General features: G+C 41.7%; 14 protein-coding genes. 2 read left to right on the forward strand and 12 right to left on the reverse strand.

The features are described from left to right. Window positions 1-25: 25 nt before the first annotated feature. Complete coding sequence (locus HUX68_RS12695) at window positions 26-403, reverse strand: MerR family transcriptional regulator (RefSeq protein ID WP_174615185.1); 378 nt, start codon at window positions 401-403, stop codon at window positions 26-28. A gap of 249 nt (window positions 404-652) precedes the next feature. After that, complete coding sequence (locus HUX68_RS12700) at window positions 653-949, reverse strand: 4a-hydroxytetrahydrobiopterin dehydratase (RefSeq protein ID WP_174615186.1); 297 nt, start codon at window positions 947-949, stop codon at window positions 653-655. A gap of 201 nt (window positions 950-1,150) precedes the next feature. On the opposite strand from HUX68_RS12700, the gene HUX68_RS12705 reads away from it, so the two are divergent. After that, window positions 1,151-1,720, forward strand: coding sequence for a hypothetical protein (locus tag HUX68_RS12705; protein ID WP_174615187.1), 570 nt, complete (start codon window positions 1,151-1,153; stop codon window positions 1,718-1,720). 40 nt (window positions 1,721-1,760) lie between these two features. Here HUX68_RS12705 and HUX68_RS12710 read toward each other — a convergent pair whose 3' ends face one another. Then, window positions 1,761-3,476, reverse strand: a complete 1,716-nt coding sequence (locus tag HUX68_RS12710) for an ABC transporter ATP-binding protein (protein WP_174615188.1) — start codon at window positions 3,474-3,476, stop codon at window positions 1,761-1,763. Between the two features lie 151 nt (window positions 3,477-3,627). Here HUX68_RS12710 and HUX68_RS12715 point away from each other — a divergent pair, with 151 nt between their 5' ends. Continuing rightward, window positions 3,628-4,008, forward strand: a complete 381-nt coding sequence (locus tag HUX68_RS12715; RefSeq protein ID WP_174615189.1) for a DoxX family protein — start codon at window positions 3,628-3,630, stop codon at window positions 4,006-4,008. Window positions 4,009-4,460: 452 nt separating this feature from the next. Here the strand turns inward: HUX68_RS12715 and HUX68_RS12720 are convergent, their stop codons facing one another. From HUX68_RS12720 to dnaB, 9 genes are all read right to left on the reverse strand, one after another. After that, window positions 4,461-5,669, reverse strand: a complete 1,209-nt coding sequence (locus tag HUX68_RS12720) for a S1C family serine protease (protein WP_174615190.1) — start codon at window positions 5,667-5,669, stop codon at window positions 4,461-4,463. A gap of 113 nt (window positions 5,670-5,782) precedes the next feature. Beyond that, window positions 5,783-6,568 carry an MBL fold metallo-hydrolase gene (locus HUX68_RS12725; RefSeq protein ID WP_174615191.1) on the reverse strand — a complete coding sequence of 262 codons (786 nt, stop codon included), beginning with the start codon at window positions 6,566-6,568 and terminating at the stop codon, window positions 5,783-5,785. Then, on the reverse strand, window positions 6,565-7,494 hold the full coding sequence (locus HUX68_RS12730) for a two-component system regulatory protein YycI (protein ID WP_174615192.1): 930 nt from the start codon (window positions 7,492-7,494) through the stop codon (window positions 6,565-6,567). Before HUX68_RS12730 ends, HUX68_RS12725 begins: the two co-directional genes overlap by 4 nt. Beyond that, the gene (locus HUX68_RS12735; protein WP_174615193.1) at window positions 7,475-8,812 is read right to left on the reverse strand and encodes a YycH family regulatory protein; all 1,338 of its coding nucleotides are present in this window, start codon (window positions 8,810-8,812) and stop codon (window positions 7,475-7,477) included. The genes HUX68_RS12730 and HUX68_RS12735 overlap by 20 nt, the downstream gene beginning before the upstream one ends. Next, window positions 8,809-10,641 (reverse strand): cell wall metabolism sensor histidine kinase WalK, encoded by a 1,833-nt coding sequence (walK, locus tag HUX68_RS12740; protein WP_174615194.1) that lies wholly within the window; start codon window positions 10,639-10,641, stop codon window positions 8,809-8,811. The genes HUX68_RS12735 and walK overlap by 4 nt, the downstream gene beginning before the upstream one ends. Window positions 10,642-10,647: 6 nt before the next feature. Continuing rightward, entirely contained in the window at window positions 10,648-11,352 is a 705-nt protein-coding gene (yycF, locus tag HUX68_RS12745) for a response regulator YycF (RefSeq protein WP_174615195.1), read from the reverse strand. A gap of 394 nt (window positions 11,353-11,746) precedes the next feature. Further along, window positions 11,747-13,222, reverse strand: coding sequence for a M23 family metallopeptidase (locus tag HUX68_RS12750; RefSeq protein WP_246206677.1), 1,476 nt, complete (start codon window positions 13,220-13,222; stop codon window positions 11,747-11,749). 373 nt (window positions 13,223-13,595) lie between these two features. Beyond that, on the reverse strand, window positions 13,596-14,882 hold the full coding sequence (locus HUX68_RS12755; protein WP_174615196.1) for an adenylosuccinate synthase: 1,287 nt from the start codon (window positions 14,880-14,882) through the stop codon (window positions 13,596-13,598). Window positions 14,883-15,284: 402 nt separating this feature from the next. Continuing rightward, entirely contained in the window at window positions 15,285-16,658 is a 1,374-nt protein-coding gene (gene dnaB, locus HUX68_RS12760; protein ID WP_174615197.1) for a replicative DNA helicase, read from the reverse strand. Window positions 16,659-16,673: the final 15 nt, after the last annotated feature.

The following is a 16,673-nucleotide window of genomic DNA, read 5'->3' on the forward strand; positions in this document are numbered from 1 at the left end:
GAAGCATATATCAAAGATGGTATCTTTAAGAATACCAGCACGTACAGCCATTTACAATAAAAGATGGAAGATAGGTACTATTTGCACATGCTATATGGACTGTTCCTGTGTATTTATTCACTGATTCATCAAAGAATAGATCGAAAGGTTCACCGCATCCTGCGTCGTGTTTGACTGGTGTAGTACACTGATGTGTCCGTTTGATTTCAAAAATCACGTGCAGTTCATCTGGTGTCAATCCCAATCTCAGCATTCGTTCAATGAATCGGATATTTCCACTGTCCTGATTCGAATATATACGCTGATTATTTTCCCGTGCAGGCTCAATCAACTGTATGTGTTCATAGTAATATACTGCTTCCATGGTGCTTCCGGCTGCGATTATTACTTCAGTAATATTCATGTGTCATTTCCCCTTTGTCCATTCACTGTGATGACTGGAATTATTTTATAAAAATAATTCCTCATTCATCTTATAAATCGAATCAAAAGGAAAATGGTGGCATATTTCTTCAATTTTAGAAAACTTAATTGTCACCAACTTTATTGGTGACAACCTCAGTGCACTTACTTATCTGCCAAAAAAATAAACCCCTTATGGCTCAGCATAAGGGATCAATATTTCCCGGGAAATATCGACAAATTTCCCGACTTATTTCGCTGCTTTGTCGTACAATTCATCGAAATGATTGACCATTTCAAAATCGAGATCTGTCAAACCTTTCATCTGCCATGAGGATATTTTCAATGTTACAGCTTTGTAGTCAATGGAAATGAACGGATGATGCTGTTTTTCCTCAGCATATTCGGCAATCTGGTCAACAAAACGGACACCATTCAAAAAGTCTTTAAAACGGTATTTGCGGGCAATCCACTTTTCATCCAACCGTTTCCAATCCGGTACCGCTTCCAATTCCTTTTCAATTTGCTCCTCACTTAAGCGTTCCATTGGTTTCTCCTCCTTATTGTTTAGATATTCGAACCATGTTGCTGTTTTTATTATACCAATCATTGGATCAATTGGCGAAAGCTAACAACTTATTAACACGTTATCCACAGAAAATTGGGGATAATATCCAAATAGTATAGAATCTTTCGAAATGGCTAAGCTACTAGGGTGATCTTCTGATAAAGAGGGGTATCAAAGCAAATGAGCGAAAAAGAGCAGCAATTGTATCAGCAGATTTATCAATTAAAAGAAGAACTCGGCGGTCTTATCAAGGAATACTGGAAATTGTATTCCAACCCGGGGACGGAATTTTTTTGGATTAATATTCTAACCATTTTGATATCATTCACTGTCTGGTTTATTGTCGTGGACCGAAGACATATTTTTAAAATTGCTTTCTTTGGTTATTCCAATCATATTCTTTGGGTCATAGTGGACAGTTATTTAACCAGCAACAATTACTTCAATCATCCGCACAGTCTTTCCTATCTGCTTCCACAGGGGACAACTGTTTCAACTGTGCTATTCCCGGTATGTTTCATGCTTCTTTATCAATATTGCATGAAACGCAATAAAAACTTCTGGATTTATGCCATAATCGGGAGTTTTGTTTTTGCATACGGGTTCGGATCGCTGGCGGACGCCATTGATATGGCCCGGTTTCATCAAGGATTTAACCTGTTTAAACTATCCCTGATTGATGTGGCAGTTGTCTTTATTTCGTATTTAATGACATTGTTATTTCAAAAAATACAGCGTTCTGACAAATGAAAGGTTCCACTGTTTTCCGTAACAATGGAACCTTTCTTCATTAACGCATTTGTACCTTATGCAAATTGGCAAAAATTCCATCCCGCTGCAGCAGCTCTTCATGACTTCCTTCTTCCTCGATGCCTTCCTTGGTGACGACCATAATCCGGTCAGCATTTTTTATGGTGGCAAGCCGGTGGGCAATCACAAGCGTTGTCCTGTCTCTGGATAGCTCAGTCAGCGCCTTCTGAATAATCGTCTCTGTCTCGGTATCCAGTGCAGAAGTTGCTTCATCCAAAATAAGAATCGGCGGGTTTTTCAGAAACATCCGGGCAATGGCAATCCGCTGCTTCTGACCGCCTGAAAGCTTCAGTCCACGCTCTCCAACCTGTGTTTCGTAGCCGTCCGGAAGTTCGCGGATGAATTCCTCCATATGGGCCTGTTGTGCAGCTCGCTCAATCTCTTCATCCGTCGCATCAAGTTTTCCGTACGCAATATTTTCACGTAATGTACCGGTAAATAGAAATACATCCTGCTGCACAATACCAATCTGCTTGCGGAGTGACTCCTTTGTCATGTCACGCAGATCGATTCCGTCAATCGTGATGCTCCCGTCATTTACATCATAAAATCGTGGAATCAATGAGCATATCGTCGTTTTTCCTGCACCGGACGGGCCAACAAATGCGATGGTTTCACCTTTATGAATATCAAAACTAAGATGGCTTAAAACTGGTGCTTGCGTTTTCTCATAGCCAAATGTTACGTCTTTAAATGAAATAGCGCCTGACAGCGAAGACATCGTTTTAGCGTCGTCCCGGTCAACGACATCCGGTGCAACATCCAAAATATCGGTAAATCGCTTAAATCCAGCCATGCCTTTCGGATACAGCTCCAATAGTGCGCTGATTTTTTCAATCGGCTTAAATAACACATTAACAATCAGCACAAACCCGACCAATTCCCCGGTGGACAGCCTGTCATTTATCGTTAACCATGCTCCGACAACCAAAACAATGATAATAATCAGCCGCATCATCATATAAATATTGGAATGTACAAAAGCCATTACTTTGTAAGCCCCAATCTTCGCTTTCCGGAAACTGTAGTTATCTTTTGTAAAACGATCCATTTCATATGTTTCATTCGTGAATGACTGTACGACACGGACGCCTGACACTGCATCCTCAACTCGCGCGTTTACCTCTGCTATATCGCGATACATCGCACGCCATGCCTGATTCATTTTAATATTACTGTATGTGATCAGGAATACGAGAATCGGCACAGCAATCAGAATAATCCAGGCAAGCTGTGCATTTTGATAGAACATATACCAGAATGCACCAACAAACGTCATAATCGCAATAAAGAAGTCCTCTGGTCCATGATGGGCAAGTTCACCAATATCAAACAAATCATTGGTGATCCGGCTCATAATGTGGCCTGTCTTTGTATTATCAAAAAACCGGAATGACTGCCGCTGCACATGCTGAAACAAATCCTGGCGCATGTCGGTTTCAATATTGACCCCAAGTTTATGGCCAAGGTATGTAACGACATACTGTAAAAATGTGCTCAGCAAATATATTAGCAGCAACCCGATACTGACCATCACGATTAAATCCCAATTATCGGTTATTAGCAGCCGGTCAATAAATGCTTGTACTGCAATCGGAAAAGCAAGTTCCAGTAACGCGACAATTACTGCTGAAGTAAAATCGACAATAAACAGGCGTCTGTGCGGTTTATAGTATGAAAAAAATCGTCTGATCATAAGTTGCACTTCCTTTTATTCATGTACAAAAGAAATTATACGGTGAAAAGACCGGAATGGCAATGATAAGAGCCTTTTATCTGAAAAAGGTTGTCAAGGTTGTCCCGCATCCTGCATATAGATGAAAAAAACCGTCTGTGGAGGTGTATTCATGAAAAACTTATCCATCGAAAAATGGATATGCTATGCGATTGGCTTTGTATTTATTTCAACTGGTACTCTCAAATTGGTTGATAGCAGTTTCAAATTGGTCTTCACCGATTTGGGGCTGCCATTTCCGCACACACTTCTGTTTCTGGTAGCTCTAACTGAAATTGTCTGCGGCGCGCTCATTATAGCAAGGCTTTATGTAAAACGTGCGACGGCACCACTTATTTTTATCATGCTGGCAGCACTCTTTCTTACGAAGATCCCTGTTCTTACTGCAAACGAAGGTATTTTACAATTCCTTGTTCAGGCAAGGCTTGATATCGTAACGCTTATCCTATTGATTCTTATTTGGCAGCATGCACCCGGAAAAACACTTGAGTAAATAATTTGGAAATATCTTTGTAAAACAGCATCGGGAACAGGTTCTCCGGACTCCTTGTGCTGTTTTTGTTTTGTAAAATTGCTTTCTATCCACAAAGTTATCCACATATGCACAAATGTTCGCAGCTATTTTGTTGCAGAATTTTTGTTCTATACCATATATAGTTTTTATAAACATTTTATTCACAGGTTGGGGATAACTTTTAGGAATAGTGATCAAAACCCGCTATGCAGGCAAATCAGCGTGTCTAATCGTAACCGGTTCTCTTGTGAAAAGATGGCTGTCGGTTCTAATTGTGGATTTCCAGCACCTTGATTGTGAACTTCTAACACGTTTTTAAAAACTCCCAGCACTTTAATACCAACCTCTAACATTTGTGAAAAACAGCACTAAAGCAACGGACCGCGGGCCACATCTTCCCATAAAAAAATAAGCTACCCTTAATGGATAGCTTATTTCTGTACACCAAGCTTGATTGTCGTTTCTTTTTTCTTGCCGTCGCGGTAAAACGTCACTTTCAGCGAGTCACCGACTTGTTTTTCCTCATACAGGATCTTCCGTAAATCAATCATGTTCATAACTTTTTGGCCATCGATTTTTGTAATAACATCCAACCGTTTTAAGCCGGCTTGATCTGCGGGTGATAACGAATCGACGGTCCAGACATAGACACCACCTTCAACATTGTTTGGGAGATTTAACGTTTGATCCCATTCAGTTTGCGGGATTTCATCAAGGGAATAAATTTCAACCCCCATATATGGCCGGGTGATTTCACCTTTTGTCTCCAACTCTTCAACAATCGGCTTTGCCGTATCAATTGGAATCGCAAATCCAATCCCTTCGACTGACGTTTCATTAATTTTCATTGAATTAATCCCAATCAGCTGACCTTTAATATTAATCAGTGCACCGCCACTGTTTCCGGGATTAATCGCAGCATCCGTCTGGATTACTTCCGCCTGCCAATCAGCACGACCGTCCTGGTTGAAATCCTGTGGAATTGTCCGTTGTTTACCGCTGATGACACCGGTTGTAACCGATCCGGAAAATTTCATTCCCAACGGATTCCCGATTGCTATAGCCGGTTCACCGACTTTCACGGTTGCCGAAGAACCCATATTGATGGTGTTCTCAACCTGTTTGGCATCCATCCGCAAAACCGCCAGATCGGAAAAAAGATCACTCCCGAGAATTTGTGCCTGGACACGTGTATCATCTGACAAAACCACTTCAACAGTATCAGCGCCTTCGATAACGTGATGATTGGTAATGACAAACGCATATCCATCTTCCTTCTTGTAAATTACACCGGAGCCTGTTCCAGCCTGATCATTTTCCTGCTGCTCCCAGAAGTCGCCTTGACGCTGAATATTAATGACACCAACAACTGCTTTGGAAACTTCATCCACCATTTCAGTAATCTGCGTTGATACATCCACGGAAACATAGTCAGTTGACCCTATGCCATTGCCGTCAGTTCCCGAATCGGCGGTTTGATTGCTGTTAACCCATGTTTCGGGAAGTATGCCTGATTGCAATATACCGGGCAATGCTGCCAGGACAATTATCATACCAATGATTATCCCGGAAAGAACTGGAACCAGCCATCGCCGTTCCTTTTTCGGCTTCGGTACATAATCTTCATCAAAGTACCCCATTGACCCATCTCCTTCAATTCAAAGGATTATAGTACATGTTCAAAAAGTTTTAACGGACTTTTTGAATAACATCAAATACAGTTCTATACTATTGTCTGTTTCCGGGGTTATGATTATACTACCTCATAAAGTGATGTTGCCGTTTTCGGGTCTGTATCCTGCAGATCAAGCTGTATCCCGCGTTCCTTCAGCACATTGGAAACCGACATACGGGCCAAATCCTTCATATTATTATCCTGGCTTAAGTGCGCCAGATAAATGCGCTTCGTCCGATTGGAAATAATATCGCCAAGAGCCAGACCGCAATCCTCATTGGAAACATGGCCGGAATCACCGAGAATACGTCTTTTTACATTCCACGGGTAACGTCCCATCCGCAGCATGCTGACATCGTGATTGGCTTCAAAAATATACGCATCCGCATCTTCCACCGTCTTTTTGATCCGTTCCGAAACATATCCAAGATCGGTAACGAGTGCTACTTTTTGCCGGTTATGACGAAAGGTAAAAAACATTGGTTCTGCAGCATCATGGGAAACGCCAAACGATTCCACATCTATATCACTGAATGTTTGCACTTCACCTGTTCCAAACATAAATTTCTGATCCAATGAAATGGAACCGATTGCGTTTTCCATTGCTTTCCATGTATTTTCATTGGCATAGATAGGCAGATTATATTTACGGGCAAAAATTCCCAGCCCTTTTATATGATCACTGTGCTCATGCGTTACCAGTATACAGGACAACTCTGCCGGATTCACCTGAATTTCCGCAAAAAGCCTGTCCAGCTGTTTCCCGCTCAAACCTGCATCAACAAGTATTTTTTCCCGGTCTGATTCAATATAAAATGCATTCCCCGTACTTCCCGATGCGAGTACACTAAATCGTAATGTCATTCTGTCTCACTCCGATTAACTTCTGTTAGCTTCTGATTAATATGATTCAAGACAAATTCTTTTAATTCGGTCTCTTCTCCAGTTGTTCGCACTTTATTAAAGATGGATCTTGCTGCATTTTCCAGAAATTGCTGCTCATCACTGGAAAACACACGATTTTCAATAGCCGTGACATAAAAATTTTCTTCTTCATTCACTGTAATTGCCCATGTCGGAGCAAATACCTTTACCCCGCTGTCAAGCGGGTACCGTGTATAAAATCCGATACTTACATCTGTAACCACATCGCCGGAGACGAGCATATTATTGGTAAACAGTACATTAATTGCCTGTTTCGGCTTAATCAATGAATTGGTATCCCCCGGTGACTGCGGTTCACCCAGCATTGTCTGTGTAAAGAAAATCATTTCATTTTCATCATTCAGGAAAACGAGGACAATTCCGCTTTGATTAAAATAAATCGGCCGATCATTCTTTTGCTGGAAAAAGACAAGCACATTCAGTTCTTTATTCCAATCCCAGAATGTGTAGCTTTCCGGAGACAAAATAAATGATTTCACTTGCTCTGCGATGACATCATCCGAACCATTTTCCTGCAAGGAAACAGGCTCCTCAAATCTGCCAATCATCAAGTTGTCTTTTATTCGTACTGCTTCCAGATTTGTCTTGTCATCCAATACTTTTTCGTCTTCTTTAGTAAAGTTCTTCTGTTTTACCGATATGAATGACTCCTCCAGCTGCTGCTGAGGCAAATCAGCTTCAATTTTAATATTTTCGTCTTCAAGGTCTTCAACAGTTGAAGTCAATGATTCAGCTATTCCCAAATCTTCCGCATCCTGTTGTTTCTGAAAAAACATCACCAGTAAATAGATATCCAGAACGAGAAAGCAAAGGATAAATAACACTTTAATCTGTTTCCATTGCATCCTCAGCCCCACCTTCCCGAAATTGCATCTCATCGTTAAATTCAACTTGCTGCCATTTTCCACTATATTCCATAAACCAGCCAGGCTGCAATTGAACAACATTGTTCGTGTCAATTCCCTGATAAGATAAGTAATAACCGACCCGTAAATCGCTGATATTTTCCAATTCATAGGTTGAGCTGTTCTCTAAATAACTTAGAACCCCGGAGGCCGGTTTCAATGTTACCGTATTTTCATTTATCAAGTTGTTTAATTGAAACAACGGGCGATTATACATGTTCAATTCCACACTTATTTCCGTCGGCAGCCATTTCTGCTCAATCACGGAAAGACCAAGCGTGCTGTATATAGGGAAACCGTTGTAGTACATCTGATACGTAATGATATTGTCTGGTGATTGAATGTGCATCAGATTATATTCGCCGGTCCAGCCTTTAGCAGCATTGATTTTTTGCACACTCTGCGTAATCAGTTCCACATCTGTAAGTGGTCTGCTTGTTGACTGATACGGATTATCAAATTGCATGCGTTGTATATTCTTATCCACCCGCATTCCGCGAATACCATCTGAAAAATATAACCGGCTCTCATTTATCTCATTCCGGCTGACAACGTCGGGTGTGGGAAACAGCGCATCAACCAATAACGACGGATTAATTGTATTAATTGTCAGCACTTTCCGGTTCATTTTAATTTGATGTTTCGGAACATAGTACGGTCTGCTTCCGGATTCAACCAGCATGTATTCCCTCAAACCTTCAAATGTCGTAAGATAGCTCCAAAGCATGTCATATTTTCTGGAATTGTTTACAACAGCGCTGGCCCGCTGCTCCCCGTTTTCTGCAACGAAAATAACATTCAAAACAGAGTCATCGGTATTAAACGTAATAAAAATCTTTTTAAAGCTCCATTCCGGTACTGACTTGTCTTCGTTAAATGTAAACAGCGTTTTCGCCATTTGCATTGGCATTGATTCCGGGAAAATAATCTCAAGCTGTTTTTCCTGTGATGGTTCCCCGTTTTGCCCGGAAAACTGAAAATTATACATTTCCCATGATTGCATATCATGATATAACGATTGCATATCTTTCGGATCGGAGAATCCGTAATAGGTATTGCCATTATGAAAAACAATCGATTTCGGTTCGATAATTTCCTCTTTGGTAACTTCTTTTCCACCCAGATCAACCTGATCCACATATTCACTGCTGTTGGAAAGCTCCAGATTAGGCTGAAAGTTCCATAGACTGAATGTAAGCAATAAACTTAATAACACCAAGACCCATAAAATAATTGACTTTACCGTTTCAGCATTCATTTTTTACCCCTCCGCTTCTTATTCATCAGCGGAAGTGTAAAGAGAATCGTTGTCCCTTTACCTTCTTTGCTTTTCGCCCAAATCCTGCCGTGATGTGCTTCCACAAGTTCCTTTGAAATGGCCAGACCAAGTCCGGTGCCTCCAAGCTTTCTGGTTCTTGCTTTATCAGCCCGGTAAAACCGTTCAAAAATTTTATCAACTTTATCATAGGAAATTCCCATGCCCTCATCTTCAATACTGATCAGCAATTGGCTTTTCTGTTTGGTAGCCCCGAACCGGATTGTGCCACCCTCAGGTGAATATTTAATGGCATTTGTAATGATATTGTCCATTACCTGAATCATTTTGTCTTTATCCATCCAGACATAATACTTGCCATTAGGCAGATCACGCACCAGATGTATTCCTTCTTCCACATTCATTTCAAAGCGGTCGATAACATGGTGATAAAGTTCAATAAATTCCACTTTTTCCCTCTGCAGCGGGAGTTCTTTGCTGTCCATTTTTGACAGTTGCAACAGATCATTTACCATGCGGATCATGCGGTCTGTTTCATTTTGTGCCACACCGAGAAAGCGCGGCGCGATTTCCTTATCCTCCCATGCGCCCTCCGACAATGCTTCAATATAGCTCCGCATTGTTGTAAGCGGGGTCCGCAACTCATGTGAAACATTGGAGACAAACTCACGGCGTTCCTGTTCCACTTTTTCCTGTTCTGTAACATCGCTGATAACCGTAATAAATCCTGTAATATCATCTTCTTCATCAGAAATCGTGGAGAAGTTGGCACGAATTAGGAAAATACTGTCCTCTTCACTGAAATCGATAATAATCGAACCGGTATCAGGCAAGTCCGAAATATCAATCGTCTTTTCATCAAGCTGCAGCAGGTCCATCAAATAGGCGCCCTGCGCTTCTTCAGGGTCGACACTGAGCAATTTTGCTGCAGCATCATTCATTAAAGAAACTGCGCCGGACTTATCCGTCGCAATAACCCCATCCGACATATTGGATAACACAGAACTGAGTTTTCGCCGTTCTTCTTCAGTTAATGCCCTTGAATGTTTCAATCGTACATTTAAATCATTAAACGTCTCAGCAAGCTGTCCAATTTCATCCGTACCGTAGACATTTACTTTTTGCGAAAAATCGCCTCGTGCCATCGTTTGGGCTTGTCTGCGCATTTCCATAATCGGTTTTGTAATCGTTCTGGCAACCAGAATCCCCATAAAAGCAGAAACGGTAATCGCCAAAATAGACCCCTGCACAAAAATGCGATTTATTTGCTGCAGCTGATCATAGACATTTTTCAGCGATGCTTCAAGGAAAATAGTTCCAACCTGGGTCTGCTCATCATCATAAATGGGAATAGCTTTTCGATATACACGGTTTCCTGTGTCCACATTATATTGTCTGGTATCCTGAGCAATTCCAAAGCGCACAACCTGATTAATCAATTCGTTTGTTGTTTTTTTTCCAACAATGTTCAAATTAGAATAATCACTTGTAGCCATGACCCTGCTCTGTTTATCAATTACCTGCAGCTTTGTAATGGGAGCGCCTTTGTTGCTGCTTACTATGTTCTGTACTTCCTCCTGCAGCGTCATTCCATTCGAACCATCTGTCCGCTCTTTATTAAAAGCCTCTTCCAGATTCAATTCCAGCAAATCCACCCGCTGATTAATCTGTTGTTTAAAGTTATCAAACAGCTCGCTTTCCAGTTCACTTCCGAAATACGAGCCGATTACCTGAATGGCCACAAGCAGCAGCAGGATGAATATAATAATGAATTTCAGTTGAATGGATCGGAAAAAGCCAACTTTTTGCATTAAAAACTACTCCTGTTCAGGATTGCGTAAATAATAGCCGACGCCCCTTCTTGTGACAATCCACATTGGGTTACTCGGGTTCTCCTCAATTTTTTCACGAAGTCTGCGAATCGTAACGTCTACGGTTCGAACATCACCAAAATAGTCATAACCCCATACGGTCTCAAGCAAATGTTCGCGAGTCATAACCTGGCCAATGTGACGGGCTAGATAATGCAGCAATTCGAATTCACGATGGGTCAATTCCAGCTGTTCACCGTCACGCGTAACTGCATATGCATCCGGATGAATAACCAGACGGCCAATTTCAATATTCTTAGTCGTTTTTACGCCATCTTCCGGAATTTGCTGCTGCCGGCGCAAATTAGCTTTAACCCTGGCAATAATTTCTCGATTGCTGAATGGTTTGGTTACATAGTCGTCTGCCCCAAGCTCAAGGCCGAGCACTTTATCAATTTCAGCATCTTTGGCCGTCAGCATGATAATCGGCATGGATTGTGTCTTGCGGATTTCCCGGCAAACCTCATTGCCATCCTTACCGGGCAGCATGATATCCAAGAGCACAAGATCGGGATCTTCTGAACCGGCGAGTTCGATTGCTTCATCCCCATCATTGGCAATCACGACCTGATAGCCTTCCTTTTCCAGATTAAATTTCAAAATATCAGCGATTGGCTGTTCATCGTCCACTACTAGTATTTTCTGTGTCATCGAAAGTCACATCCTTTTTAAACGTTCCTTTGCTCTATTCTATCGTACTTTGGCGTAAATGTCTTTTTTTACAGTTAATTCAATGCATCAAATAACCTGGCAGCTGTTTTAAAGCGTTGAGCCAGGGGAGAGAAGGTATTATTTATTGTGAACTTCTTACACTTGCACGGTTATTTTCTAACACCTATTTTGTGAACTTCTAACACTTGTTATGAAACTTCTAACACTTTCCATATAAATTCTTACACTTTGCAATTAATCCAGTGTTTATAGCCGCAGTATATCAATTCGATAATTGCTCTTTTAAACACGCCATATAAAAAGACTGACTCTATTTTATTAAGTCAGCCTTTTGTATTCGGATTTGATCATGTTGATCCGCTTCGACTTTATATTACAAATAATCTTGCGGATTTACCACTGATCCGTTTTTGTATACTTCAAAATGAAGGTGAATACCGGTTGAATCTCCGGTAGAGCCCATAACCCCGATGGCACTCCCTTTTTTAACTGTTTCGCCTGGACTAACACTGATGGATGAAAGATGAGCATATACTGTTTTCATCCCGTTATTGTGATTAATCACAATTTTGTTGCCATAGCCGCCATCATTCCAGCCAGCCGATACAACTGTTCCATTGTCAGCCGCCAGAATAGTGCTGCCGCTTGATCCTGCAATGTCCATGCCTTTATGCATTGACCCCCAACGCATCCCCATATTGCTGGAAACATGGCCGCCTACTGTTGGCCAGTGCAATTCGCCTGTACCGCGTGATGGTACTACTTTCGTTCCCTTAACAATGATTTCTTTTACAGGCTCTTCCGTTGTCTTTTTATTTAGGCTTTCCTTTTCCGTAACCTCGCCATTCTTTTCGGTTATAGAATAGTGGACAACCTTCTGACCTTCATGGCCTTCCTGTTTTACTTTTTCGTCACCTTTATACAGATCATCTGATTTGATGACTTTCGTTTCATAATCAATGGTCTTCTCCACTTTCTTTTCTTCATTGACCACCACAGTTGCAAATGGTTCATATTCCTTTACCTGCAGTTTCCGGCCAACGTTAAGAACCCCATCTTTCTTTAAGTCGCCGTTCAGCTCCATCAGTTCATCGACCGACATATCGTATTGGTCTGCAATACCGCTCAGTGCTTCACCTTCCTGCACTTTATGTTCCTGCTCGTCCAATGTTCCTTTTTTCAGTTTTTTGATGCCTTCTTCCACTGTCAGGACATTCGAAGGTGACACCTTTACATCGTTAAATGACACGTCCTTTGAGAATGATACGTCTGTAATCACTGATTCACCAACAGACAGGGAAAGATCGTCCATATTTTCATAATGATGAGGTGTTGGCCCGCTGCTATTTTCATCGTCCGCTTGTTTAGCCAGCTTTTTCAACACTTTCTTGTCAACATATTCTCCCTTGTATTGGGTGAGAACGTTATCAGCAGTTTCCCGATCCTTGAAAAATCCAACTGTATCATCCCCGATTTTTATTTCAACCGCTTCTGCTTTAATGGAAAGATTATCTTTAACAAATTCAGCCACTTTATCATTTTTATAGGATGGATCAAAAACACGTTCCGGCACAAAAGAGACTTTCTTCCCTGTTGTCAGTGAAAGTTTTTTGTACGTTTCCTTCTTCTTTTTAATTTTGGAATCAACCACATCTTTTACAATATGCTTTTGATCCACTTTACCAATATGTTTACCATCCACATATACGTGGTAGATTGTTTCCAGTGTTCCATTTTTATCATCTGCAAATGCTGTTGTAAAAGGCAATAACATGCCGATACATACGACAATCGCAACCTTTATAAAAAGGTTTGCATTCCCGCTTACAGCTTCATCTCTATGTAACAAGCTCGTATTTCCCCCTAGCTGTGTATATCTAGTTCAAAAGACTTTCTTTTTCTGTCCTTAAATCTACCACAGATAGAAATTGCAAAAAAGGGAACCAATTGAAATGTAAAGCAAATGTATAATTGCTAACATTTTTATCCAAATTCCGACTTATTTCGGGACTTTTTATCCAGTCAAGGGTAATTAATTCCTTGATAGATAGTACAATTGTAATGATTTTGTAATGATTACTGGTGAATAAAGTATAATTATGGTGTAAATTGTAAATGGGAACAAGAAGCTTAACTAAATTATACAATTTAAGAAAACACCATGCCTTAAAAATAAACACCCTTACCAGTTTGATAAGGGTGCGGCTTACTGTTGGTTCGTCTTAGCTGTATACACTGCGTACGACATTTGTCTGTGTGCGGTCCGGTCCAACGGAAAAAATGGACAGCGGGATTTCCGTCAATTGCGAAATCCGCTCCAGATAATGACGTGCATTTGCCGGAAGTTCATGCAGACTGCGAACATTCGTAATATCTTCAGTCCACCCAGGCATTTCTTCATATACCGGCTCGCATTCAGCCAATACTTTTAAGCTTGCCGGAAATTCATTCATGATTTCACCTTTGTATCGGTATGCAACACAAATCTTTAATGTCTCGATCCCTGTTAAAACATCCAGGGAATTCAGTGATAAATCGGTTATGCCACTCACCCGCTTAGCATGACGGACAACAACACTGTCAAACCAACCGACACGGCGTGGTCTACCGGTGGTCGTTCCGTATTCACGGCCTGTTTCACGGATCTGGTCACCAATACTGTCCTGCAGTTCTGTCGGGAATGGGCCGTCACCTACACGAGTAGTATACGCTTTGGATACTCCCACAACGTGATTTATTTTAGAAGGGCCGACGCCGGAGCCGATGGTAACACCGCCGGCAATCGGGTTGGACGAGGTAACAAACGGATAGGTTCCCTGATCAATATCCAGCATAACACCTTGTGCACCCTCGAACAGTACACGGCGCCCTTCATCAAGCGCATCATTCAGTACAACAGATGTATCACATACATATTTCGCCATTTGCTGGCCGTACTCATAATATTCGTCCAGTATGTCCTCAACCTGTATGCCTTCTGTTTCATACACTTTTTCAAATAAGCGGTTTTTTTCCTTCAGGTTCTGTTCCAGCTTCGTGCGGAAGGTTTCCTTGTCCATCAGGTCAGCAATCCGGATACCTGATCGGGCAGCTTTATCCATATATGCAGGTCCGATACCCTTTTTGGTTGTACCTATCTTATTTTCACCTTTATCCTCTTCCTGCAGCACATCCAGCTTTAAATGATACGGCAGAATAACGTGAGCACGATTACTGATACGAAGGTTGTCTGTGGAAATGTTCCGTTCATGCAAATAGGCAATTTCTTCAGTAAACGCCTTTGGATCAATTACCATTCCATTTCCTAGTACACATGTTTTATCATCAAAGAAAATTCCTGATGGGATCAAATGCAATTTATACGTAATATCATCAAATTTGATAGTATGTCCGGCATTATTTCCACCTTGGTAACGAGCAACAACCTCTGCGTTCTGTGACAGGAAATCAGTAATTTTACCCTTTCCTTCGTCACCCCATTGCGTGCCAACTACAACTACTGAGGACATAACGCACCTCCACTATTATTATCATTTGTATTTCATGTTTAACAGAGTAAGTTTATCAGTAAAAAAAAGCGATGTCAATTACAAAAAGCGAACAATAAGTGTTATAAATAATTTATTGTTCGGTTAACTTTGGAATTAAGCGAAAGTTGCCGGTGCATGTTGGCGGACGAGCATGCTATATTGCATTTATTTCCAGAATATGGTGGAGGGGTGTGTTTTGTACCGCAGCTGTTGTGCTTGGTCCGGTGGGTTCACACTTTTTTTCGGTGGCCTGACTCTGTTTATCAGCGGGAAAGATAATTGGTTGTTTCGCGTTCTCATGTTGGACATGCCCGTTTGTCCCGGAAAGAAGTAGTAACCTTACGTAAAAAAATAAAACAGCCTCTTCCATTCGAGACTGTTTTACGCCTGTACGGGTTCCGGCGGTACATCGCTGTCGGAATACCGATGATCCAGATCCACGAATTTATTATATTCTTTGACAAATGCCAGTTCCACATTACCGACTGGACCGTTACGCTGCTTGGAAATAATAATTTCAATAATGTTCTGCTTTTCTGATTCCTGGTCATAGTAATCATCACGATACAGGAACCCGACAATATCAGCATCCTGCTCAATACTTCCGGACTCACGCAGGTCAGACATCATTGGCCGCTTGTCCTGGCGCGATTCAACTCCACGTGATAGCTGTGACAGAGCAATCAATGGCACGTTCAACTCACGAGCCAGTGCTTTTAATGCACGTGATATTTCCGAAACTTCCTGCTGCCGGTTTTCCCGGGAGTTTCCGCTGCCCTGAATCAATTGCAAGTAATCAATTAAAATCATGCCAAGACCATGCTCTTGCTTCAGGCGGCGGCACTTGGACCTGATTTCACTGACACGAATACCGGGAGAATCATCAATATAAATTCCGGCATTGGACAAACTGCCCATCGCCATTGTCAGCTTACTCCAATCATCCGCCTCCAGCCTGCCTGTCCTGAGACGCTGGGCATCGATATTTCCTTCTGCACAGAGCATTCGGGAAACAAGTTGATCTGCTCCCATCTCCAAACTGAAAATAGCAACATTTTCATCCGTGTTAATCGCAACATTCTGCGCAATATTCAAGGCAAATGCCGTCTTACCCACTGACGGACGGGCTGCGACAATAATCAGATCGTTCCGCTGAAACCCTGATGTCAGCCGATCCAAATCACGGTATCCTGTTGGAATACCCGTTACATCGGCATCATGGTGCTGAAGCTGTTCTATATTGTCATATACATCGATCAGAACATCTTTGATGGATTTAAAGGCGCCTGTATTTTTACGGCCGGAAACCTCGAGAATATTCTTTTCGGCCTCATTCAGCACATCTTCCACATCATCTTCCGTATCAAATCCGGAAGTTACAATATCGGTTGCTGTACGAATCAGCCTGCGGAGCAAAGCCTTTTCTTCGACAATTTTACTGTAGTATTCAATATTGGCTGCAGTCGGAACACTGCCGGCCAGATCTGAAAGGTATTGAACACCACCAACCTCATCCAGCTTTTTCTCATTTGATAATGAAGTCGTCACCGTTACAAGGTCAATTGGTTCGCCCCTGTCTGTCAATTTCAGCATTGCATCAAAAATACGCTGATGGCTTGCGCGGTAAAAATCTTCCGGCATCAGCGATTCAGCGGCAGAAGATAAAGCTTCGGGCTCCAGAAACACCGCTCCGATTACTGCCTGCTCTGCCTCAATGTTATGTGGCGGTGTTCGATCACTCCATATTTCATTCATGCATAATCTCCCCTT

The organism is Virgibacillus ihumii, from assembly GCF_902726655.1.
Lineage (GTDB): Bacteria > Bacillota > Bacilli > Bacillales > Amphibacillaceae > Lentibacillus > Lentibacillus ihumii.

Coding starts and splice junctions, on each gene's coding strand:
- HUX68_RS12695 (WP_174615185.1), bottom strand. CDS start 403: ATGAATATTACTGAAGTAATAATCGCAGCCGGAAGCACCATGGAAGCA.
- HUX68_RS12700 (WP_174615186.1), bottom strand. CDS start 949: ATGGAACGCTTAAGTGAGGAGCAAATTGAAAAGGAATTGGAAGCGGTA.
- HUX68_RS12705 (WP_174615187.1), top strand. CDS start 1,151: ATGAGCGAAAAAGAGCAGCAATTGTATCAGCAGATTTATCAATTAAAA.
- HUX68_RS12710 (WP_174615188.1), bottom strand. CDS start 3,476: ATGATCAGACGATTTTTTTCATACTATAAACCGCACAGACGCCTGTTT.
- HUX68_RS12715 (WP_174615189.1), top strand. CDS start 3,628: ATGAAAAACTTATCCATCGAAAAATGGATATGCTATGCGATTGGCTTT.
- HUX68_RS12720 (WP_174615190.1), bottom strand. CDS start 5,669: ATGGGGTACTTTGATGAAGATTATGTACCGAAGCCGAAAAAGGAACGG.
- HUX68_RS12725 (WP_174615191.1), bottom strand. CDS start 6,568: ATGACATTACGATTTAGTGTACTCGCATCGGGAAGTACGGGGAATGCA.
- HUX68_RS12730 (WP_174615192.1), bottom strand. CDS start 7,494: ATGCAATGGAAACAGATTAAAGTGTTATTTATCCTTTGCTTTCTCGTT.
- HUX68_RS12735 (WP_174615193.1), bottom strand. CDS start 8,812: ATGAATGCTGAAACGGTAAAGTCAATTATTTTATGGGTCTTGGTGTTA.
- walK (WP_174615194.1), bottom strand. CDS start 10,641: ATGCAAAAAGTTGGCTTTTTCCGATCCATTCAACTGAAATTCATTATT.
- yycF (WP_174615195.1), bottom strand. CDS start 11,352: ATGACACAGAAAATACTAGTAGTGGACGATGAACAGCCAATCGCTGAT.
- HUX68_RS12755 (WP_174615196.1), bottom strand. CDS start 14,882: ATGTCCTCAGTAGTTGTAGTTGGCACGCAATGGGGTGACGAAGGAAAG.
- dnaB (WP_174615197.1), bottom strand. CDS start 16,658: ATGAATGAAATATGGAGTGATCGAACACCGCCACATAACATTGAGGCA.